Annotated in this window: 25 protein-coding genes; 14 read left to right on the forward strand and 11 right to left on the reverse strand. The window is 31.2% G+C overall.

Translation table 11 applies throughout. The annotated features are described in order from the left end of the window. Positions 1–44 precede the first annotated feature (44 nt). Together ACVC3Y_RS07250 and ACVC3Y_RS07255 are read left to right on the forward strand one after the other, a co-directional pair. Positions 45–806 carry a 5'-nucleotidase C-terminal domain-containing protein gene (locus ACVC3Y_RS07250; RefSeq protein ID WP_452226513.1) on the forward strand — a complete coding sequence of 254 codons (762 nt, stop codon included), beginning with the start codon at positions 45–47 and terminating at the stop codon, positions 804–806. 5 nt (positions 807–811) lie between these two features. Further along, a complete protein-coding gene (locus ACVC3Y_RS07255) occupies positions 812–1729 on the forward strand; it encodes a bifunctional metallophosphatase/5'-nucleotidase (protein ID WP_303424072.1) in 918 nt (305 codons plus the stop codon). Here the strand turns inward: ACVC3Y_RS07255 and ACVC3Y_RS07260 are convergent. After that, on the reverse strand, positions 1716–2231 hold the full coding sequence (locus ACVC3Y_RS07260; RefSeq protein WP_452226514.1) for a hypothetical protein: 516 nt from the start codon (positions 2229–2231) through the stop codon (positions 1716–1718). The two genes, ACVC3Y_RS07255 and ACVC3Y_RS07260, sit on opposite strands and share 14 nt — an antisense overlap. Before the next feature lie 423 nt (positions 2232–2654). Between ACVC3Y_RS07260 and ACVC3Y_RS07265 the strand changes: the two genes are divergently transcribed. After that, complete coding sequence (locus tag ACVC3Y_RS07265; protein WP_452226515.1) at positions 2655–3041, forward strand: DoxX family protein; 387 nt, start codon at positions 2655–2657, stop codon at positions 3039–3041. On the opposite strand, the gene ACVC3Y_RS07270 is transcribed toward ACVC3Y_RS07265, so the two are convergent. The 4 genes from ACVC3Y_RS07270 to ACVC3Y_RS07285 form a co-directional block, all read right to left on the reverse strand. Next, positions 3025–3714 (reverse strand): hypothetical protein, encoded by a 690-nt coding sequence (locus tag ACVC3Y_RS07270; RefSeq protein WP_303424069.1) that lies wholly within the window; start codon positions 3712–3714, stop codon positions 3025–3027. The genes ACVC3Y_RS07265 and ACVC3Y_RS07270 overlap by 17 nt on opposite strands. Positions 3715–3830: 116 nt before the next feature. Continuing rightward, a complete protein-coding gene (ligA, locus tag ACVC3Y_RS07275; protein WP_452226516.1) occupies positions 3831–5825 on the reverse strand; it encodes an NAD-dependent DNA ligase LigA in 1995 nt (664 codons plus the stop codon). Beyond that, positions 5826–6716, reverse strand: a complete 891-nt coding sequence (prmC, locus tag ACVC3Y_RS07280; protein WP_303424067.1) for a peptide chain release factor N(5)-glutamine methyltransferase — start codon at positions 6714–6716, stop codon at positions 5826–5828. A gap of 15 nt (positions 6717–6731) precedes the next feature. Beyond that, positions 6732–7223, reverse strand: coding sequence for a GNAT family N-acetyltransferase (locus ACVC3Y_RS07285; protein WP_303424066.1), 492 nt, complete (start codon positions 7221–7223; stop codon positions 6732–6734). Between the two features lie 52 nt (positions 7224–7275). Between ACVC3Y_RS07285 and ACVC3Y_RS07290 the strand changes: the two genes are divergently transcribed. Genes ACVC3Y_RS07290 through ACVC3Y_RS07310 form a run of 5 tightly spaced genes read left to right on the forward strand, consistent with a single transcriptional unit; the run spans position 7276 to position 10831 of the window. Further along, a complete protein-coding gene (locus ACVC3Y_RS07290) occupies positions 7276–7731 on the forward strand; it encodes an LEA type 2 family protein (RefSeq protein WP_303424065.1) in 456 nt (151 codons plus the stop codon). Beyond that, positions 7732–8715, forward strand: coding sequence for a bifunctional diaminohydroxyphosphoribosylaminopyrimidine deaminase/5-amino-6-(5-phosphoribosylamino)uracil reductase RibD (gene ribD / locus ACVC3Y_RS07295; protein WP_452226517.1), 984 nt, complete (start codon positions 7732–7734; stop codon positions 8713–8715). A gap of 29 nt (positions 8716–8744) precedes the next feature. Beyond that, entirely contained in the window at positions 8745–9356 is a 612-nt protein-coding gene (locus ACVC3Y_RS07300) for an HAD family hydrolase (RefSeq protein ID WP_303424669.1), read from the forward strand. Then, on the forward strand, positions 9353–10216 hold the full coding sequence (locus ACVC3Y_RS07305; protein WP_452226518.1) for an EamA/RhaT family transporter: 864 nt from the start codon (positions 9353–9355) through the stop codon (positions 10214–10216). The genes ACVC3Y_RS07300 and ACVC3Y_RS07305 overlap by 4 nt, the downstream gene beginning before the upstream one ends. Continuing rightward, positions 10217–10831 (forward strand): IMPACT family protein, encoded by a 615-nt coding sequence (locus tag ACVC3Y_RS07310; protein ID WP_303424062.1) that lies wholly within the window; start codon positions 10217–10219, stop codon positions 10829–10831. Between the two features lie 10 nt (positions 10832–10841). On the opposite strand, the gene ACVC3Y_RS07315 is transcribed toward ACVC3Y_RS07310, so the two are convergent. Further along, positions 10842–11234 (reverse strand): acyl-CoA thioesterase, encoded by a 393-nt coding sequence (locus tag ACVC3Y_RS07315; RefSeq protein WP_303424061.1) that lies wholly within the window; start codon positions 11232–11234, stop codon positions 10842–10844. A gap of 182 nt (positions 11235–11416) precedes the next feature. Between ACVC3Y_RS07315 and dnaA the strand changes: the two genes are divergently transcribed. From dnaA to ACVC3Y_RS07335, 4 genes are read left to right on the forward strand one after another with little or no spacing between them, the layout of a single operon-like run. Further along, positions 11417–12844, forward strand: a complete 1428-nt coding sequence (dnaA, locus tag ACVC3Y_RS07320) for a chromosomal replication initiator protein DnaA (protein ID WP_303424060.1) — start codon at positions 11417–11419, stop codon at positions 12842–12844. 33 nt (positions 12845–12877) lie between these two features. Continuing rightward, positions 12878–13330: a low molecular weight protein-tyrosine-phosphatase gene (locus tag ACVC3Y_RS07325; protein WP_303424059.1), complete on the forward strand. Its 453-nt coding sequence runs from the start codon at positions 12878–12880 to the stop codon at positions 13328–13330. Between the two features lie 28 nt (positions 13331–13358). Then, positions 13359–14735 (forward strand): PQQ-dependent sugar dehydrogenase, encoded by a 1377-nt coding sequence (locus tag ACVC3Y_RS07330; protein WP_452226519.1) that lies wholly within the window; start codon positions 13359–13361, stop codon positions 14733–14735. 10 nt (positions 14736–14745) lie between these two features. After that, positions 14746–15456: an SAM-dependent methyltransferase gene (locus ACVC3Y_RS07335; RefSeq protein ID WP_452226520.1), complete on the forward strand. Its 711-nt coding sequence runs from the start codon at positions 14746–14748 to the stop codon at positions 15454–15456. Positions 15457–15458: 2 nt separating this feature from the next. Here the strand turns inward: ACVC3Y_RS07335 and ACVC3Y_RS07340 are convergent, their stop codons facing one another. The 5 genes from ACVC3Y_RS07340 to dapF form a co-directional block, all read right to left on the reverse strand. Next, on the reverse strand, positions 15459–16109 hold the full coding sequence (locus tag ACVC3Y_RS07340) for a peptidoglycan-binding protein LysM (protein WP_452226521.1): 651 nt from the start codon (positions 16107–16109) through the stop codon (positions 15459–15461). A gap of 165 nt (positions 16110–16274) precedes the next feature. After that, a complete protein-coding gene (locus ACVC3Y_RS07345; protein WP_452226522.1) occupies positions 16275–17180 on the reverse strand; it encodes a DUF2279 domain-containing protein in 906 nt (301 codons plus the stop codon). 3 nt (positions 17181–17183) lie between these two features. Next, positions 17184–18227 (reverse strand): endolytic transglycosylase MltG, encoded by a 1044-nt coding sequence (gene mltG, locus ACVC3Y_RS07350; protein ID WP_452226523.1) that lies wholly within the window; start codon positions 18225–18227, stop codon positions 17184–17186. Next, positions 18228–18752: a GNAT family N-acetyltransferase gene (locus tag ACVC3Y_RS07355; RefSeq protein ID WP_303424053.1), complete on the reverse strand. Its 525-nt coding sequence runs from the start codon at positions 18750–18752 to the stop codon at positions 18228–18230. Further along, entirely contained in the window at positions 18749–19525 is a 777-nt protein-coding gene (dapF, locus tag ACVC3Y_RS07360) for a diaminopimelate epimerase (RefSeq protein ID WP_303424052.1), read from the reverse strand. Before dapF ends, ACVC3Y_RS07355 begins: the two co-directional genes overlap by 4 nt. 139 nt (positions 19526–19664) lie before the next feature. On the opposite strand from dapF, the gene ACVC3Y_RS07365 reads away from it, so the two are divergent. After that, entirely contained in the window at positions 19665–21077 is a 1413-nt protein-coding gene (locus ACVC3Y_RS07365; protein WP_303424051.1) for a trypsin-like peptidase domain-containing protein, read from the forward strand. Between the two features lie 138 nt (positions 21078–21215). Then, positions 21216–22664: a glyceraldehyde-3-phosphate dehydrogenase gene (locus ACVC3Y_RS07370; RefSeq protein WP_452226524.1), complete on the forward strand. Its 1449-nt coding sequence runs from the start codon at positions 21216–21218 to the stop codon at positions 22662–22664. The last annotated feature ends 82 nt before the right edge of the window (positions 22665–22746 follow it).

Below are 22746 nucleotides of genomic sequence, written 5' to 3' on the forward strand. Positions count from 1 at the left end.
AACAAAAGTAGTTAGTTTTGTATATTAAAACCCATACTTTAGATATGAATTATAAACATCTTTTATTTATTGGTATTGCTTTACTAATTTATAGCTGTAAACAAGAAAGTTTACAACTTACTAAAATTGAAGGAAAAAATATCAACGTTAACGACAGCTTACAAACAGACTCAGAAATAGAAGATTTCATTAAACCATATAGAGAGCACGTTAACAATAATCTAGATAGTGTGATTTCGTTTGCAGTAGACACATATTCTAAAAGAGATGGCGAATTTAATACCGCAATTGGAAACCTATTTGCTGATGCCATATTGGAAGAATCTAATACGATTTTTAACAAACAAACTGGCCATAACGTAGACATGGTATTGGTCAATCATGGCGGTATTCGCGCTATAATATCTAAAGGAAATATTACTACTAGAACCGCATACGAAATTATGCCTTTTGAAAATAGTCTTGTCGTTGTTGCCATGCAAGGAAAAACAATTCAGGATAGTTTAATACGCTATTTAAGTAGAGCAAAACGAGCACATCCAATTTCTGGTTTAAAATTGAAACTAGACAAAGATTACAATGCGATTAGCGCAAGTATTAAGAACCAACCAATTGATACTGAAAAAACCTATTATGTTGCAACCAATGACTACCTGTATAATGGTGGAGACCGAATGACCTTTTTTCAAACAAATGATAGCTTATATGTTTTAAATTACAAAGTAAGAAATGCATTATTAGATTATTTTCTAAAAAAAGACACTATTAATCCTGTTATTGATGACAGATTTATTCAAATAAATTAAACCAGATGAAAAGAAGAGATTTTATACAACAAACATCTGCAACAGCTGCATTAATAACATTAGGAGGCTTAGGCTTGCAGTCGTTTACATCCGGAAGCAAAACAACAAAAATCACCATACTACACACAAACGATGTACACAGCCACATTGATGCTTTTGGACCCGAAGATGGAAGAAACCCAAATCAAGGAGGTGTTGCTAGAAGAGCTAGTTTAATACAAAATATTAAAAATGAAAATCCAAACACATTACTATTAGATGCTGGAGATATTTTTCAAGGAACTCCATATTTTAATTATTATGGTGGAGAGCTAGAATTTAAACTAATGAGCATGCTTAAATATGATGCTGCTACTATAGGGAATCACGATTTTGATAATGGCGTTGATGGTTTACTTGCTCAATTGCCTCATGCTAAATTTGACTTCTTATCTGCTAATTACGATTTTTCCAATACATCTCTAGATGGCTTTGTTAAACCATATAAAGTATTTAAAAAAGACGGAATAAAAATTGGCGTTTTTGGCTTAGGTGTTAAACTGGATGGTTTAGTAGACAAAAATATGTATAAAGAAACAAAGTACATTAACCCTGTTGAAACTGCTCAAGACATGAGTAGAATATTAAAAGAAAAAGAAAAGTGTGACCTGGTTATTTGTTTGTCGCATTTAGGATATTTCTACAAAAATTTTCCTGAAAAAATTAGCGACTTAAATCTAGCCAAAGCTACCAAAAACATTGACTTAATAATTGGAGGACATACGCATACTTTTTTACCAAAACCAACAGTCGCAAAAAACAGTATTGGTGAAAACGTTCTAGTAAACCAAGTAGGTTGCTACGGAATTAACCTTGGTAAAATAGACTTTTATTTTGATGCCGATAAAAACAAAGCCGCTAAAGGAACTTCTATTTTAGTGTAATCTCATTAATAGTTTTTGAAGAAAAAATAGATGTATTTAATTTTACTGCTTTAGATGTTTTATTTCTTTCTAAAATATAGCTAAATAGAAAAAATAAAGCTACTACATGCAACACTCTATCTAACATTACAAAACTCATGTTATACAAATAATACATACTAATGTAATGTAATACGTCTGAAAACACAAAACATAAGGCCATAATTAAAAATAATATCGATCCCTTGCTTTCTGAATTTAAATAATCTACAAAAGAAACAAAAGCAAGAACTATTAAAGCGGTGCTTTTTATTCCGAATAAAGTCACCTCTATACTATCTGGAATATAATACTTAATCACATCAAAAAGTATATACAATAAGTACGCATTAATTAAGAAAACTAAAATTAAATACGAGCTAATTACTGTATCTAATTGCAAATTTTTAATTCTGGGTATTACTGCTGCTACTAAAGCAAAATAGCTTATACAGTATGCCAAACTTGAAATGTTTACAAGCATTAAATTATAAGTAAAAATAGAAGTAAAATCTCCCACAAAAGAGAATATTAAGAAAATAAACACACTAATATTAATATGCTTATTTTTTAATAAAAAATAAATCAAAAATACAGGTACAAATAGGGGTTTTGTTAATTGCTGAAACAAATCATTTTCACTAAAAGTAGCAATTACATGAACGAATACAAGCACAAACAATATGCACAAAAACATCTTGTTTGGAAATTTTTTTATCCAATTTTTCAAAGTCATAATCATAAGTAGGTTAAAACAAAAATACAAAAAAAATCTATATACAACGTCAAAACAACGCATTTAATCGATAAAATGCATGATTGTAATTTATTTTGAAGGAAAATTCTTCAAAAATGTAATCTCAAATAATTAATAACGTCTAATGTTTTAACTTCAAACGAATTAAACATGAAAAGAAAAGTTTCTTTACTTTTAAGAATAATTGTGGCAATAATACTGATACAAACTTTACGATTTAAGTTTACTGCACATCCTGATAGCGTGTATATTTTTGAAAAGGTTGGCTTAGAACCTTATGGTAGAATTCTAATAGGTATTTTAGAATTAATAGCGGGCATTTTGCTAATCATACCTAAAACAATCTGGATTGGAGCTATACTAACCCTAACTATATTAGGCGGAGCCATTATCATGCATCTAACCCAATTAGGCATTGTAATTAATAATGATGGTGGCATACTATTTATTACAGCTATCGTAACTTTTATATTATCTGGAATTATTTTATATCTATCTAAACAAGATTTTTTAAAGCGTATTAAGCAAAAATATTAGCTTTTTTTTTTGAATCAATAGCTATATTCGTTTGAAGATAAAACATTACAAAGGCAAATATATTGAGCATTACAGCTACATAATTTAATAATTCAAGATCGGAAAGATAGTAATAGCCTATCAATAAAAATTCTGAAAAACTTATTGCCAAACAACCAATAAATAGAAATAAAGATTTTTTTGTGTCATTTTCTAGAAAATTTAAAAAGGAAACAGAAAGTAAAACCAATAACACAAAGTTATAACTATGTTCTACAAATCGCACCAAATAGACCACTTCCGATTCAAATAAAATAGGCTCTATAATTCCATATAAAACGGTAAATAAATATATAACTAGCACGAATAAAACAATAGTTTGCACTAAGAATTTTTTTAGTACAATATTATAATTCAAGGTTTTAAAAACTTCCAGTAATAAAAAAAAGAAAGCAACAACATAAAGTATATTACAAGCAAAATATAAAACTTCAGACAAGTTATCTCCATCGATTATATGTAGAATATCGGAAACAGAATAGCTAACTAAAAATAGTAAAAAAAACAACGACTTTTCTTTCCTTGATATAAAATAGAGCACAGTAATTGCTGGAACCACTAGTAATTCCAGTATAGCAAATACAGAACTATCTAGCAGACTAAAAACTGTAAAACCAAGATAATCAGTTAACATAGCATAATTTAAACACACTAATAAAGCGTAATTTTTAACTTTCAAATATAAATAAAAAATGTAATTAATCGATAATAAACTGCTTTTATCGATAAATCATAAAGAAATTAACATAATTAGGTGATCATTTGTAAGAATTCTTGTTCAGAAATTAAAGCAACTCCTAACTTTTCGGCTTTTTCTTTTTTACTCGGCCCCATTTTATCTCCAGCAATAACAAAACTAGTTTTTGCAGATATTGAAGAAGACACTTTCCCTCCATTATCTTCTATTAGTTTTTTAAGCTCTGTTCTTGAAACGGTTTCAAAAACACCAGAAACAACAAATATTTTATTTTCTAATTTGTTGGTTTGATTGGCTAATTTTTCAGCCGAAACTTCTAATTGCACACCAAACTGCTTTAGTTTTTCTATAGTAGCCCTATTCGCTTCTGAAGCAAAGAAAAGAATAACACTTTCGGCTATTTTAACTCCTATTTCGTCTACATTTACTAATTCTTCTTGTGTTGCCTTGGCTATTGCTTCAATGCTCTTATAATGTTTTGCAAGTTTTTTAGCAACTGTCTCTCCTACATATCTAATTCCCAAAGCAAAAAGCACGCTTTCAAATGGAATCTGTTTAGAAGCTTCAACACCATTAATCAAGTTTTCGGCACTTTTCTCTGCCATTCTTTCCAATGGCATTAGTTGCTCTTTGGTTAAAGTATATAAATCTGAATAATTAGAAATTAGTCCAGCATTAACTAAAAGCGCAACGGTTTCTCCCCCTAAGCCTTCAATATCCATTGCTTTTCTAGAAATATAATGTTGAATTCTACCAATTATTTGGGGATTACAACCATTAAAATTCGGACAAAAATGTTTTGCTTCTCCTTCTAATCTTTCTAAAAGCGTATTACACTCTGGACAATGTGTTATATATTTTGTTCGTTCAGAGTTTTCTGGACGACTACTAAGATCTACAGCAATAATTTTTGGAATAATCTCCCCTCCTTTTTCTACAAATACCTCATCTCCAACTCTAACATCTAGTTTTTCAATTTGATCACTATTATGCAAAGATGCTCGCTTAACTGTTGTTCCTGCCAACTCAACAGGTTCTAAATTTGCTACTGGAGTAATAGCTCCTGTTCTACCAACTTGATATGAAATACTATTTAAGCGCGTAGAAACTTGTTCGGCTTTAAACTTGTAAGCCATTGCCCATCGTGGCGCTTTGGCTGTATATCCCAATTCCTCCTGCTGAAACAAACTGTTCACTTTTACCACTACTCCATCCGTTTCATAAGGCAAATTATGTCTTTCAACATCCCAATAGTTTACAAATTCTAAAACCTCATCAATAGAACTTGCTAGCTTCGCTGCTTCTGGAACTTTAAATCCCATTTGCCTTGCTTTTGCTAGACTTTCCATTTGCGTTGCTATTCCTAAATTATTCCCTGTAATATTATACAGCAAACATTCTAAAGGTCTTTTGGCTACTTCTGCACTATCTTGCAGCTTTAAACTACCTGACGCTGTGTTTCTTGGATTTCTGTATGGCTCTTCACCAATATCTAAACGTTCTTCATTCATTTTATTAAACCCATCAAAAGGCAAAACAATTTCTCCGCGAATATCAAATTTTGGAGGATAATCTCCTTTTAATTGAAGCGGCACAGACTTAATCGTCTTAATATTTGCTGTAACCTCATCCCCTTGCATTCCATCTCCACGAGTAACAGCACGAAGCAAATTTCCGTTTTCATAGGTTAAACTAATGGATGCTCCATCGTATTTTAACTCGCAAGTATATTGGATTTCGCCATCTACCATTTTTTTTATTCGGGTTTCCCAATCTTGTAAATCTTCTAAAGAATACGAATTATCCAAACTGTACATTCTATGCTCATGCACAACAGTCTTAAAATTTTTAGTTACCGCTCCTCCTACACGCAATGTTGGCGAATTTGCATCTTGAAATTCCGGATATTTCTCCTCTAAAGCTTGAAGTTCTTTCAGTTTTATATCAAAATCATAATCACTAATGGTAGGATTATCTAACACGTAGTAATTATAGTTATGCTCACGTAACTCGGCACCTAACTTCTGGATATATTCTTTTGTATTCATTTATTTTTTCACTCCTTTTAACATTCTATCTTTCCCAAAGATATCTTGTTTTAATTCTACCTTTTCAAAATTATTTTCCTGTAATAAAGCTATCATTTCTTTACCAAGATACTCGTTTATTTCAAAATACAATTCGCCTTTTGGTTTCAAATGCACAACGGCAAATTTTGTTATTGCTTCGTAAAATTGCAATGCATTATCGTCTGCAACAAATAAAGCCAAATGGGGTTCGTTATTTATAACATTAGCTTTCATTTCTTGTTTTTCCTGGTTTCTAACGTATGGCGGATTGGAAACTATTACATCAAACTGCTCACTTATCAACAAATGATTCTTCAAGTATTTTGTTACGTTTTCAGGATCTAATATAGAGGCTTCTATAAAATCGACTTCTACATTGTTTAACCTTGTATTTTCTTTTGCTTTTTCTATCGCTTTCGCGGAAATATCTAAGGCAAAAACCATAGCTTTCGGTAAGTTTTTAGCTAATGAAATTGCAATACAACCAGATCCAGTACCAATATCTATCACTGAAAACTTCTGGTTATTTGGAATTTTATTTTTATAATTTTCAAGAACAAGAGAAACAAGCTCTTCCGTTTCTGGCCTTGGTATTAATGTATGCTTATTTACTTTAAATGGCAAACCATAAAATTCCGTTTCGCCAATTATATACTGAATAGGTTCTTCGTTTTTTAACCTCTTCAAGGCTTCAAAAATGAATTCTCCATCTGTATCCGATACTACTTTATCTGGTTCTAGAGCTAATTTTATTCTTGAGAAATCATAAAAAAATGCGATCAGTAAATAGAAAAAACTATTCACTTCATCTTTGCCATAAATTGCATCCAATTCTTGGTGAAATATATTTTGTATCTCTTTTAGTTTCATGAATTAAATTTCATTCTAAAGATTTTTAAGCATCCAAATACCACAAGCATCATGTCCTGTATTACCCAAAGGAGCATCTAAATGTTTAAAGCCAAATGCTTCATAAATATGAATTGCTGCTTTTAATTGTGGTGCAGATTCTAAGTAACATTGTTTATACCCCATTTTTCTTGCAGCTTCCATGCATTTTTCAAAAAGTAATTTACCTAAACCTTTACCTCGTATTTCTGGAGCAAAATACATTTTTTGAATTTCGCATACTTCCAACTCAAAGTCCTTTAAAGGTTTTATTCCTCCTCCTCCAAAAACTTTTCCGTCTAATGTTACAACAAAATATACGTCGTTTTGGTTTTGGTAAGACGCAAACATTTTAGATGTTTCAGGATCTTCGTAAGCAGTTCCCTTTAAAGGTATATCAAATTCATGAAAACAACCTCGTATAGCAGCTTCTAACGGCACATTATCGTTTTGTTTAATTTCTCTTATAATGATATTGCTATTAGTCACTTTTTAATATTATTTTTGCTGGTGAAGATACATTAAATCTAAAAAAAATAGAATGAAGAACCTTATAATCTTATTAACAGTAATACTTACTTTTTTAAGTTGTTCTGTAAAAGAGAAACCAGAGTTTTTAAGAGTAGACAATATAAAAGTAGATGATTCTAACTCTAAATATATTACTCTTACTGCAGATGCCTATTTTATGAATCCGAATGACATTAGTGGCGAATTAAAAACGGATGAAATTAAAGTGTTTGTTAACAATAATCAGATGGCAACAGTTAAAACAGAAAGCTTCAAGGTCCCTGCTAGAAAAGAATTTTCTATTCCGCTAGAAGCAAATGTACCAACCGATAGTTTATTAAGTAACAAAAGCCTGAGTGGCTTACTAGGAAGTCTACTTTCGCAAAAAATGAAAGTGCAATACAAAGGGCAAATAAAATATAAAGTACTTGGGTTTTCACACACTTATGATGTAGATAAAACCGAAAACATTAAAATAAAATTCTAGTTGAATATACACGAAACCTATATAAAACGCTGCATACAAATTGCAAAACTTGGTTTAGGATCCACTAGACCAAACCCAATGGTAGGTGCTGTAATTGTTCACGATAACACAATTATTGGTGAAGGTTATACCAGTGCTTATGGAGGTAGTCACGCCGAAGTAAATGCTATACACGCAGTAGGTAACAAATCTCTTTTACAAGAAGCAACACTGTATGTTACATTGGAACCATGTAGTCATTTTGGTAAAACACCTCCTTGTAGCGACCTTATTATTTCGCATAAAATACCTAATGTGGTTATTGGCTGTATAGATGACAACCCGGAAGTTGCTGGAAAAGGGATAAAAAAACTACAAGATTCTGGATGCCATGTAACGGTTGGTGTTTTAGAAAAAGAATGCAAAGAACACCACAAACGTTTTTTTACTTTTCATAATAAAAAGCGCCCTTATATTATTTTAAAATGGGCAGAAACTACAAATGGTTTTATCGCCCCAAAAACGAAAAGCGAAAACAAACCTGTTTGGATAACGAACAAAACATCTAGACAATTAGTACACAAATGGCGTGCTGAAGAACAAGCAATACTTGTAGGCACAAACACCGTTATCCTAGATAACCCAAGTTTAACTGTTAGAGATTACACAGGACAAAACCCGATTCGAGTTGTCTTAGATAGAAATAACTTACTATCTAAAGAATATGCCGTTTTTAACAACGATGCCGAAACCATTATTTTTAAAGACTACACTGCTAAAGATATTTGTAAGCACCTATACAAAGAAAACATCAACTCCATTATTATAGAAGGTGGATCAAAAACGCTACAACTGTTTATAGACGAAAATCTATGGGATGAAGCAAGAGTATTTACAGGAAATATTTTATTTAAAGAAGGAGTAAAAGCACCAAAATTATACGGAAAACTTATTGCCACAGAAACGATAATAAAAGATACTCTTAAAACATTTACTAATAATTAAAAAGATTTCTGCTTATGCAGGAAATACATATGATTAAAAACTTAATATTCGATTTTGGAGACGTTTTTATCAATCTCGATAAAGAAGGAGCAATGCAAAATGCATTAGATTTATTTGAAGTAAAAGAACTCCCAGAAGAACTAGTTGCAATGAATGCGCTTTACGAACAAGGATTAATTTCTTCAGAAGAATTTTTAGAGTTCTATCAAGAAAACTTTCCGGACTTAACAGAAGTTGAAATTGTAAATGCATGGAATTGTATCCTGAAAGACTTTCCGCGAAAGCGATTAGATTTTATACAACAATTAGCTGCAGACAAAAAATACAAACTCATTTTATTAAGTAACACCAATGAACTTCATATAAATTGGATTAAAGAGAATGTTTCGTTTTATGAAGATTTTAAAAATTGCTTCGACTCTTTTTACCTTTCTCATGAAATTCAATTACGAAAACCTAATACGAATATTTATGAATTCGTTTTACAACAAAACGATATAAAAGCGGAAGAATCCTTTTTTATAGACGACACCTTAGAAAACACAGAAGCAGCCAAGCAATTAGGAATACACGTTTGGAATATTGACGAAACTAGCCAAGATATCTGCGATATATTTACCATTAAGAAAGATTTATTTTGATATACCTACTCATTAGCATATTTGCATCTACGCTAATCTTTATCATTTTCAAACTACTTGGCAAGTACCAAATAAACACACTTCAAGCAATAGTTGCAAACTATTTTACAGCCTGTATAACAGGTATTTTAGCTTATGAAGAATCGGTAAAAATATCTGAAATAATAAACGAAGATTGGTTTTTTGGAGCCATTGGGTTGGGTTTTCTTTTTATTTCTGTATTTAATATTATGGCACTAACAGCACAGCGCAACGGTTTAACAGTAACATCTGTAGCGAGTAAAATGAGTGTCGTTATTCCTATAATTTTCGGGTTATATGCATACCAGGAAAGCTTAGGATGGCAAAAAGCAACAGGAATTTTACTAGCCTTGGCTGCGGTATATTTAACTTCAATAAAAGCTAAAACTGAAAAATTTAATTATAAAAATTTAGGGCTACCCGTTTTATTATTTTTTGGTTCTGGTATAATAGACACCTCCATAAAATATATAGAAACTAGTTATGTTTCCAAAAATGGTATTCCCATTTTTTCTGCCTCCATATTCTGTATTGCTGGATTAATAGGAATACTGCTACTTACAACTCAAGCCATAAAAGGGAACTTTAAATTCGATTATCGCAGTGTTTTTGGCGGAATCCTATTAGGAGTTGTTAACTACTACTCCATTTATATGTTATTAAAAGCTTTACAGTTTGAAGGCTTTGAAAGTTCTACTATTTTTACTGTAAACAATGTCGCTATTGTTATGCTATCTACTTTAATTGGTCTTTTTATTTTTAAAGAAAAACTACAAAACAAAAACTGGCTAGGAATTGCGCTTGCAATAATTTCTATTGTATTAGTTACTTTAGCATAAATGGAAGAAAAAGACACATACAAAACTATTACATCTGCTTCGGAAGCTGTTTTATTTAAAGATAAAAACTCAAAATTCTATGGCTATGCTTTTCCTATTCAAAACGAAGAAGAAGTAAAACAACATCTAGAAGAATTAAAAAAACAACATCATACTGCTAGACATTGGTGTTATGCGTATCAATTCGGAACAGAAGACAACAATATTTCATACAGAGCGAATGACGATGGTGAACCTAATAATAGTGCTGGCATGCCAATTTACGGACAAATTCAATCTTTTAATGTTACCAATATACTTATAGTTGTAGTCCGTTATTTTGGAGGTGTAAAACTTGGTGTTGGCGGATTGATTAATGCTTACAGAACTGGAGCACAAATGGCTTTAGAGGCTTCTAAAATTATTACAAAAACGATTAATATAGATTATTGCATTTCTTTTGAATACAAAAACATGAATAAAGTGATGCGTATTATTAAAGAAAAAAACTTAAATATTACAAACCAAGTATTAGAATTAGATTGTAAAATTTATATTTCTGTAAGAAAAAACGACTCTAATTCTGTTTTCGAAACATTCAACAATCAATTTGAAATAAAAATCGAAGCTATTTAACCTAAAGAAACTACAGTTTATCTAAAATATAATTTGGACATTTCATTGGTCTTTTCGTTTTCATATTAATAAATGCTAAAACTGTATTTGCTTCTACCAAAATATCTCCAGCTTCATTTGTAATTGTATACTCAAATTCTATTTTAACTGAAGGCATTTTCTTTAGTTGCGTTTTCACTTTAATAACCTCATCGTAATAAGCTGATTTCTTATAATTTAAAGACATAGAAATAACAGGAAGCATCACTCCTTCTTTCTCCATTTGACTGTAAGAAATTCCAAACGTTCTTAACCATTCGGTTCTTCCCATTTCTAGGTATAATGCGTAATTACCATGATGAACAACACCCATTTGGTCAGTCTCTCCATATCTAATTCTTATAAAAATTTCATTGTCTTTCATAGTAATATATCAATATTTTTTTGTAGTTTCGGTAACAGATTAAACATGCAAAAAAAATTCTTAATATTCAACTAAAAAATATTTTTTTATTAATAATTTTGTTCACATATTTGCCGAGCTATAATCAACGAGAGGAAATCAATTCCTCTTTTTTTAACTAACAATAAATTTCACTAAAAATAATGAGTATTACTGCGCAATCGGTCTGGAATAATTGTCTTGAATTTATAAAAGATAACATCCAACCGCAAGCTTACAAAACTTGGTTCGAACCAATTGTTGCAGTTAAACTTGCAGAAAATGCGTTGAGCATTCAAGTACCTAGTAAATTCTTTTATGAATGGCTAGAAGAACATTATGTGAAAATTTTAAAAGTAGCACTTAACAAAGAATTAGGAGAAACCGCCAAGCTCGTTTACATTATTAAAATGGAAAACACCTATGGCAACAAACAACCCTTTACAGAAAGAATACCTAGTTCTAACAGATCTGCAGTAAAAGCGCAAGATGTAGACATTCCTTTAAACAATAAAAATCGCGAATTACGCAATCCTTTTATTATTCCAGGAATAAGAAATGTAAAAATAGAATCGCAACTAAATCCTAATTATAGTTTTGAAAACTTTTTAGAAGGAGACTCGAATCGTTTAGCTAGAAGCGCAGGATTAGCTGTTGCTAGCAAACCAGGAGGAACTTCTTTTAATCCTTTATTAATATTTGGTGGTGTTGGTCTTGGTAAAACACACTTAGCACATGCTATTGGTGTAGACATTAAAGATAAATACCCTGAAAAAACAGTTTTATATATTTCTGCCGAAAAATTTACGCAACAATATATAGACTCTGTAAAAAAGAACAATAGAAACGATTTTATTCATTTTTATCAAATAATAGACATCTTAATTATTGACGATGTTCAATTCTTATCTGGTAAATCTGGAACACAAGATGTTTTCTTCCATATCTTTAATCACTTACATCAAAACGGAAAGCAAGTTATTTTAACAAGTGACAAAGCTCCCGTTGATATGCAAGATATAGAACAACGATTATTATCTAGATTTAAATGGGGACTTTCTGCAGAGCTGCAAAGTCCAGATTTTGAAACAAGAGTATCTATACTAAAAAACAAGTTATATCGTGACGGTGTAGATATGCCTGATGATATTATTGAATATGTTGCAAAACACATTAAAACAAACATTAGAGAACTTGAAGGAGCTATTATTTCTTTAATTGCGCAATCTTCTTTTAACAAAAAAGAAGTCACCATAGACTTAGCAAAACAGGTTGTCGAAAAATTTGTAAAAAACACAAAACGAGAAGTTTCTATAGATTATATCCAAAAAATAGTTTCCGATTATTTTCAAATGGATGTAGACACATTACAGTCTAAAACTAGGAAACGCCACATTGTACAAGCTAGACAGTTAGCTATGTTTTTTGCTAAAAAATTCACCAAAGCTTCACTCGCTAGTATTGGTTCGCAAATTGGTAAACGCGATCACGCTACTGTACTTCATGCATGTAAAACGGTTAATAACTTATCCTCTACAGATAAACAATTTAGAAAATATGTAGAAGACTTAACCAAAAAACTTTCGGTTTAAATCACAAACATTCGTTTGTTAAAATAAAATATTATGACTAAAATACTAATGGTTTGCCTTGGTAATATTTGTCGTTCCCCTTTAGCAGAAGGTATTTTACGTGATAAACTTAGTAATGATTTCATTATAGATTCTGCAGGAACAGGAAACTATCATATTGGAGATTTACCAGATAAAAGATCTATTAAAGTTGCAGAGAAATATGGAATTGACATCACAAACCAACGTGGCAGACAATTTTCTGTTTCCGATTTTGATACGTTCGACTTTATCTATACAATGGATAACTCTAATTTTAAAAATGTAGTAAAGCTTGCTAGAAACGAAAATGATATAGCCAAAGTAAAACTTATTTTAAACGAAGTCTATTCGAATCAAAATTATGATGTTCCAGATCCTTATCACCATAGCACCCAAGGTTTTGAAAATGTTTTCAAAATGCTAGACGAAGCTTGTGAAGTAATCGCAAGCAAGCTTCTTATTTAACATGATTTTTATTATTTTAGTAAAAAAAATGAAAATTCTAATCTCTCTTCTTGCTCTAGTATTTTCATTCCCTGTACTTTCACAAACCATAACAACAGAACTTTTTGCAGATGGCTTTAATAACCCTGTTGATATTCAAAACGCAGGCGATTCACGACTTTTTATTGTCGAAAAAAGTGGTGTAATTAAGATTTTAAACGAAAATGGCACCACCAACACTACTCCTTTTTTAAATATTGACAATCAAGTTTCACCAGGAGGAGAACGTGGCTTACTAAGTGTAGCATTCCACCCGAATTACACCAGTAATGGCTATTTTTATGTGAATTTTACAGACAACAATGGTGCTACACAAATATCCCGTTTTACCGTAAATAGTGCTAACCCAGATATTGCAGATGTCGCAACGCAAGTAAACTTATTAAACATTGCGCAACCTTATGGTAATCACAATGGAGGTTGTATAGAGTTTGGCCCAGATGGTTATTTATATATAGGAACTGGTGATGGAGGAAGTGGTGGAGATCCAGATAATAGATCTCAAAATTTACAGGATTTATTAGGCAAAATGTTACGCATTGATGTTAATACAACTTCGGGAGGTAATAATTATGCCATTCCAGCAGACAATCCATTTATTGGAAACCCCTCTGCTTTAGACGAAATTTGGGCATATGGCTTGAGAAATCCTTGGCGTTTTTCGTTTGATTATTCAACTAATAATCTTTGGATTGGCGATGTTGGACAAAATACAACCGAAGAAATTAATCGTGTAAGCACTACAACAAATGGGTACAATTTTGGATGGCGTTGTTACGAAGGAAGCAACCCGTATAATACTTCTGGTTGTGATCTTGCTTCTACCATGACTTTACCAGTAGCGGAATATCCTATCCCTCCTTGTTTTTGTAATGTAGTTGGCGGTTATATGTATCGTGGCACCACCTATGCAGACTTACAAGATACTTATATTTTTGCCACTTCAGGAGATGGCACAATAAGCACCTTAAACCCAGCAGATGCTTTAACAAACCACGGAGATTATGGAGGTTATTGGGTTTCCTTTGGTGAAGATGTTAATAAAGAACTTTACATAGCTGATATTAGTGGCGGTATATATAAAATTAAAGGAGGAATATTGTCTACTCCAGAATTCAACATAGACAAGGATATAAAAATAAGTCCTAATCCTGCTTCAGAGGATTTAAAAATAAGCACTACTTTAAACAAAAACATTAATTCCATTACCATCTTCAACATTAAAGGCAAGGTCGTATATACTGAAAAAAACATATCAACATCAGAGAAAGAAATAAAAGTGAATTCTTTTCAATCTGGTTTATATCTTATTAAGATCACTTCCGAAAATGGGTTTGAAACGATAAAAAAAATAGTAATACAATAATTTATAAAAATTGAAAAAAGGAAACCTCTATCTTATACCTACAACTCTTGGCGATAACGCTCCGCTAGAAGTACTACCTATTTCTGTAAAAAAAGTAATCGAACAAGTAGATACATTTATTGTTGAAAATGAAAAAAATGCAAGACGTTTTATAAAAAGTATTACACCTAAAAAACAACAGTCTTCGTTAACCTTATTCCCTTTAAACAAATTTACAGATCCTACAGAACTACCCAGCTATTTAGAACCCTGTTTGCAAGGAAAAAATATTGGACTACTCTCAGATGCTGGTTGCCCAGGAGTTGCAGATCCTGGTGCAGATATTGTAAGAATTGCACACGATAGAGATATTCAAGTTGTTCCACTGGTTGGTCCTTCTTCTATATTACTAGCTATTATGAGTTCTGGAATGAATGGTCAAAGCTTCACCTTTAATGGTTATTTACCTATTGATAAAGGCGAAAGAAAACAAGAACTAAAAAATTTAGAACGACTTTCTTTTGAAAAAAATCAATCTCAAATTTTTATTGAGACCCCTTATCGAAACAATCAAATGCTCGAAAATATTTGTCAAATTTTAAATAATAACACAGAGGTTTGTGTGGCTTGCGACATTACTCTTCCTTCAGAATATATTAAAACAAAAACGGTAAACGACTGGAAAAAAAATAAGGTTGACCTTCATAAAAGACCAACCATTTTTATAATTCATAAAAGCTAAAACTAAATAGTAGTTGCTCTTGCTTTTTTATTTGCTTTAACATCAGAGGTATCATACCCTGAAAACTTTTTCATATAGTACTTAATGGAAGTACCAAAGGCATCTTCAAAACCTGTTTCTCCGTAACTTCTAAGGTATTTTTTAACACTTCCTGGTCCTGCTAAATGTGCTGCAGCTAGAATACCAGACTCTGTTACTAAAACACCATTAATAGTCATACCATTAAAACGTTTTATATCTCTACGTAAAATCCATTTGTTACGTTGCGCATTTGCTACAAATGCTTTTTCTTGTAATTCCGGATTTTGCAAAAACTGATTTGGATTATAAATACCAATCATTTTTAAAGTCTCTGCTCCAAATTGATATTTCCCTAGATAACCAAACTTGTTTACTGTAAAATAATCCCCTCTAGATTCTTTAAAAGCTAATGCTTCTTTAAAACCTATAAAAGACTTTCCTAAAGTTGGAGTGAATTTTTCTTTTGGAGGAAGGGTATTAAATGCAAATACCTTATTAGATACTTCTACAGAAGCTACTTCTTCTTTTTCTTGAAAGTCTATAAAATTTATAAACGTTTCAGAAGAAAATGAAAGCTTTAATAAAGTACATATGGTTAGTAATAGCGTAAACTTTCCAATATTTTTTATCATAACGAATAATTTTTCAGTAATAATTAATAGTAATAATCACTTATAAATTTTCAGCGTGCAAATATACAACTTTTTTATTAAACCTGAAAATCAGTTATTTATACGTTTATAATTCAAAATTAGACGTTTACATAAAAAAATCAAAATATTGTCGATTAAACACCCTTAAAAGTAGATAGTATGAAACTTTATTCCATTTTTATTGTTAATTTCTAATGTTGGAAAAGGCACTTTTATTACATTTAAAACACTAAAAACTGTTTTTAAGAAGTGTGAATTGGTTTTTATTCTATTAAAGTCGACATCTAAACTTAAATAGTATTGCCTCTTTCTATTTTGATTTAAAAAGGAAATATCTTCGGTTTCGTTATTTCCTGTTAACATTCCACCTGCACCATAACCCAATGCAACATTTAACCATTTAGGGATTTTATTGTTTTTAAAAAAAGAATGTACGTTGGCACTTAACCAATAGGTTTGTCCGTTATAATCTTTTAACATTTCTTCTAGTAAACCTTCACCAAGTTTATCTGGTCTTTGAGATGCATATTGTGTTTGATGAAAAGAATATTTTAAGGTAATGCGTTGCTCTTCCCAAAGTAATTCTTGTCCGACATACAAACCTGTTCCTGCTGCATTACTAATAATATCTCCCCAAGAAAAACCCCATTCTTCAGAATATCCATCAAAAATTTCAACAATGGTTAAGAATCCAAAACCTAAAGTTGCGCCATATAATAATTGGTCTTTTTTACGAACACCACTCCACTTTAAAAGTTCTGCTCCTGCTCTACCCATTTGATAAGAGGAAAACACATGACCAAATTTATCCATTTGAAGCCACTCTTCATTATCATTAAGTGTGTGTAGTTTTGATTTCTCGTAATCTGCATACCAAAGCTGATTTAAACCAACTAAAGACACACCAATAACTGAAGCTTCGGTAATTACAAGTGCATTACGTCTTGGCTTATGTAAAGTATCACTAGGTTTTAAGAAGTTATTAATTCCGGATTGTGCATATATTGTAGATATGCATAAAAGAAAAAATATACCTATGAGTTTTTTCAAAAGTTACCTGTTTATTCCTTGTTTATTAATCCAACGTACATATTCATTTCTATTGGCATTATGTTGGCTTAATGTTTTTGCAAATTTGTGGTATCCAAAATTCTTCACATTGGCAACAAAATAATAATAACTGTGTTTTTCTGCATTTAAAACCGCATCAATTGCAGACACATCTGGCATTGTAATTGGTCCTGGAGGGATACCAGGATATTTATAGGTATTGTATTTTGAATCTATTTCTAAATCCTTATATAAAACACGTTTAATGACTTGGTTAAAATCATTTTCCTTCAATTTTTTAGCATAAATAACCGTTGGATCTGCTTGTAAAGGCATACCTTTTCTTATTCTATTTAAGTATACACCAGCAACACGAGGTCTTTCGTCAACCTTTGCTGTTTCTTTATGTACAATAGCAGCAATAGACATGACTTCATTAGTAGAAAGATGTAGTGCATTTCGTTTTTGAGTTCTAGAAGCATTCCAGAAATTTTTATATTCTTTCAGCATTTTATTTCTAAATGCTTCGGCTGAAGTATTCCAATATATTTCATAACTATTTGGAATATACATAGACAATGCGGATTCTTTATTAAATCCGTTTTCCTTTAAAAATGTTTCTTCCTTCATTGCCTTTAAAAGGGAAATACTATCTGCTTCTATTTGAAATGCAATTCGACCAGCTAAATTTTCTAATCGTTCTTGATTATTAAAACTTAGATCTAACGGAATATTTTTACTTCGAATAGAATTTATAATTTCATTATTATTCATTCCTTTCTTAACAACAAATCTTCCTGCTTTAAGATTGGTATTATACTTCTTTTTTTCTGCTAAAGCATCAAATGCATCCATATCTTTCAATAATGGTGAAAGTTGTTCTCGCACTTCATTATAATCCGCAGTACTAGACACATATATATATGCCTCTTCATTATTAAAGTTTGTATTTGGTTTAAACATGGCTTTATACACAAAATTTGCGAAAAAAGCAGCAACGATTAACCCTATAACGGCTATTGCTAAAAGTATTTTTTTAAAGTACATTTATTTATTAATGAGTTGAAAAATATATTCGTTTTTAAATTTATTATGGACTAGATTCCAGTCTTTTTTTAATCCTATTTCTTGAAAACCTTGATTGGTAAAGAGCTTCTGGCTTGCTTTATTTTCTTCTGAAATATTACAATATAATTGATGTAAATCTAGGTGAGTAAAACAATAATTGACCAACAAACGCAAAGCTTCTTTTCCAAAACCTTTTTGTCTATTTGCTTCTTCTTTTACTAGAATACCAATTCCTGCTCTTCGGTTTTTAAAATCGAAATCAAAAATATCAATCATACCAAGCGCTACATCATCGTAACTAGAAATGACAAGTCGTAGTTGTTTTACTTCGTAAATATCTTTGTGTGCATGCTCTAAATATTGCTTTATTAAATATTTAGAGTATGGTGTTATAGTATTGCTAATTTCCCAAATACTTTCGTCGTTTTCAATCGTATGAATAAACGCTAAATCTTCAGGCTCTAAAGCTCGTAAATATATATGTTCACCTTTTAATGTAATCATGAAATAGTTCCTTTAAAAACTTGTTTTGCAGGACCAATTAGCCAAACATTTTGATACGTTTTTCCCTTTCTATCAAAGGACACTTGTAGTTCGCCTCCTTCTACTTGTAAGCGGATTATATTTTTTTCGGTTTCTCCAATAAAATGCATGGCAATTGCAACTGCAGTAACACCTGTTCCACAAGATAATGTTTCGTCTTCTACGCCACGTTCGTAAGTTCGAACAGCAAAAGTAGTATCGTTAACTTTCGAAACGAAATTTACATTTGTTCCAGCTTCATTATAAGGGATTCCATATCTAATTTTTGCTCCTTCGGTTTTAATATCTAAGGTTTTTAAATTCGCTTCTTTTTGTACATGATGTGGCGAACCTGTATTTAAGAAGATGTGATTGGCATGTTTTTCAACCAAATCTACATTTTGCATATGTAACTTTACTATATCCTTTTCTACAATAGCATCATGCATACCATCTACAGCTTCAAAAGTAGTATGTGTATTAATAATATTTAAAAATTTTGCAAAAGCAACAATACATCTTCCTCCATTTCCACACATGGTACTTTCATTTCCATCTGCATTATAATACACCATCTTAAAATCAGCAGTATCATGATTTTCTAGTAAAATCAATCCATCTGCTCCAATACCAAAACGTCTATCGCATAAAAAAGCAACCTTCTTTGTGTCTTTCTTATTAAAGGTATTGCTCCGATTATCTATCATCACAAAATCGTTTCCTGTTCCTTGATATTTATAAAAAGTGTGTGTCATTAAATAGTAATTATTACGACAAATATAACAATATTAAACGGTATTAATAGGTGTTAAATACGCGTTAAAGTTGATTTTATTAAACAACAAATTTTTAATTTTAATCGTTAACCTTTTTATACTAAACAGATATATAATTATGAAAAAGATTTTATCCCTATTATTCGTTTCAGCATTAGGAGGAGCAATTACTCTAGGTGCTTATAAAATTTTTATGGAAAAAGAACAGCATGTTGTAGTGCAAGAAAAGCAAGAACAACCTTTTAGTTTTCCTGTAAACCACACAAGTAATGCAAATTTTACTCCAGATAGAGATGTGAACTTTGAAGCTGCTGCAGAAAAAACAGTACATACTGTAGTTCACGTAAAAAACACAACAATAAACTCTAAACAAATGACCTATGAAGATTTGTTTTTTGGAAGACAACCACAACGTGCACAAGTTGGTACGGGTTCTGGTGTTATCATTTCGCCAGATGGTTATATTATTACCAATAACCATGTTATTGCTGGTTCTAGAGAGCTTACTGTAACAATGAATAACAACAAAACCTATGATGCTACTATTATTGGTACAGATGAAAAAACAGATATTGCCTTAATTAAAGTGGAAGCTGATGAAGAATTACCATTTACTGTTTTTGGCGATAGCGACGAAGCCAAAATTGGCGAATGGGTTCTTGCAATTGGTAATCCTTTTAATTTAACATCAACAGTCACAGCTGGAATTATTAGCGCAAAATCAAGAGATTTATCTGGTTTAAGCAATCAGTCTTTTATACAAACAGACGCCGCTGTAAATCCTGGGAATTCTGGTGGTGCTTTGGTAAATACAAATGGGGATTTAATAGGAATTAATACTGCTATTACATCGCAAACGGGATCTTATATTGGCTATTCTTTTGCTGTACCAAGTAATATTGCAAAAAAAGTAGTACAAGATATTATGGAATTTGGTAATGTACAAAACGGAATTCTAGGTGTATCTGGAAGTCCTATAAGTTCTGGTTATGCTGAAAAATTCGGATTAAACACAAGCGAAGGGTTTTACATTGAAGAAGTAGAAGAAGATTCTGGAGCAGATATAGCTGGATTAAAAAGCGGTGATATTATTCAAAAATTAGAAAATGTAGATATTAAAAAATTCTCCGACTTAAAAGGATTTCTAAACTCAAAAAGTCCGAAAGATGTAATTAACGTTACGGTTTTAAGAAATGGAGAACAAAGGGTTTTTCCTGTAACATTACTTAAAAATGAAACTTTAACCGTTCCCATTATTGGAGTAATTAAAAATGCAAAAGCAAAAGACCTTAAAAAATACAAAACAGACAATGGTGTAAAAATTGCAAGTTTAACCAATAACAAGAACTACTTAGGCTATTGGATGAACAACGGCGTACAAGTTGGTGATATTATTACTGCTATTAACGATATTAAAGTAAATAGTATTGAAGATGTACAAACCATATTAAAAAATAGACAAACTAATGAATTGTTACGCATAGAACTAATAAACTCTAAAGGCGAAAAAGAAAGATATAACTTTAGATAATTCTAAAAAAAAACACCTTTTTATTACAAACGCTCTAGCCTTTTCTAGAGCGTTTTTATTTTGTGTAAAATTAGCTACGAAAACGTTTGAAATATGTTACTTTTGCAAAAAAATTAACAACACAAAAATATTTTAACAATGCCTATTAACGAAACTTATGAAAGCGAATTAGCTTTTCAAGCAGATAGACGTAGAGCTACTGTAGAATTTATTAAAATAGTAAGCGACCTTTGGTACGATAAATCTATCGAACTAGTTATTTTTAGAAATCAATTAATAGATAAAAATGTTAGCGACATTTTAAACTTACATGAATATGCTTGTGAGTTTGTACAAAAACCAATTTCTATTTTTGATTCTGTAGAAATTGCTCAGGCAATTAAGACCCTAGACCTTCCTCCTGCCAAATTAGATATTGGTAAATTAACCTATGAGTACCACATAGAAGAAGGAAATTACAATAATGCAACTGCATTTGTAGCCGACAAACTTAAAGATGCTAGCAAAAATGGAAGTATTAAACCTAAAGATGTAGTGCTTTATGGTTTTGGTAGAATTGGTCGATTAGTAGCTAGAGAATTAATGACCAAAGCTGGTAAAGGAACTCAATTACGTTTAAGAGCTATTGTAACTCGTGGTGCAGTTAATGCAACTGTTTTAGAAAAAAGAGCTTCTTTATTACGTAACGATTCTGTGCATGGTGATTTTTCTGGAACCGTTTCTATTGACGTCGAAAATAGCGCATTAATTATTAATGGTACAACCGTAAATATTATTTCTGCAAACGCACCAGAAGATATAGATTATACAAAATACGATATAAATAACGCTTTAGTAATTGATAATACTGGAGCTTTTAGAGATGATGAGGCTTTAGGAAGACACTTAAAATCGAAAGGAACTGATAAAGTATTACTTACTGCGCCAGGTAAAGGTGTACCAAATATTGTACATGGTGTAAATCATAGAGAACACAATCCAGACGAAGTACATGTTTTTTCTGCAGCTTCATGTACCACAAATGCTATTACACCAATTTTAAAAGCGGTAGAAGATTCTTTTGGTGTAAAATCTGGACATCTAGAAACGATTCATGCATATACTAATGATCAAAATTTAGTAGATAATTTTCATAGTAAATACAGACGTGGACGTGCAGCTGCATTAAACATGGTAATTACAGAAACTGGAGCAGGAAAAGCAGTTAGCAAAGCCTTACCTAGTTTGGAAGGCAAATTAACTTCTAATGCTATTCGTGTTCCTGTACCAAATGGGTCTTTAGCTATTTTAAATTTAGAATTAGAAAACCCAACCTCTGTAGAAGGCTTAAATACGATTATGAAAAAGTATGCATTAGAAGGGGATTTAGTAGAACAAATAAAATACGAATTAAGTGACGAATTAGTATCTAGTGATATCGTTGGGTGCTCTGCGCCTTCTATATACGATAGCAAAGCAACTATTGTTAGAAAAGATGGTAAAAATGCAATCTTATATATATGGTATGATAACGAATATGGATATAGCCACCAGGTCATTCGTTTAGCAAAATATATTGCAAAAGTTAGAAGACATACTTATTACTAAAACATCTAAAGTTTAATTACTAACGTATATATTTAAGCCTCACTTTTGTGAGGCTTTTTAATTAAAAAAAATTATGTTAAAT

This window comes from Lacinutrix cladophorae (genome assembly GCF_053604645.1).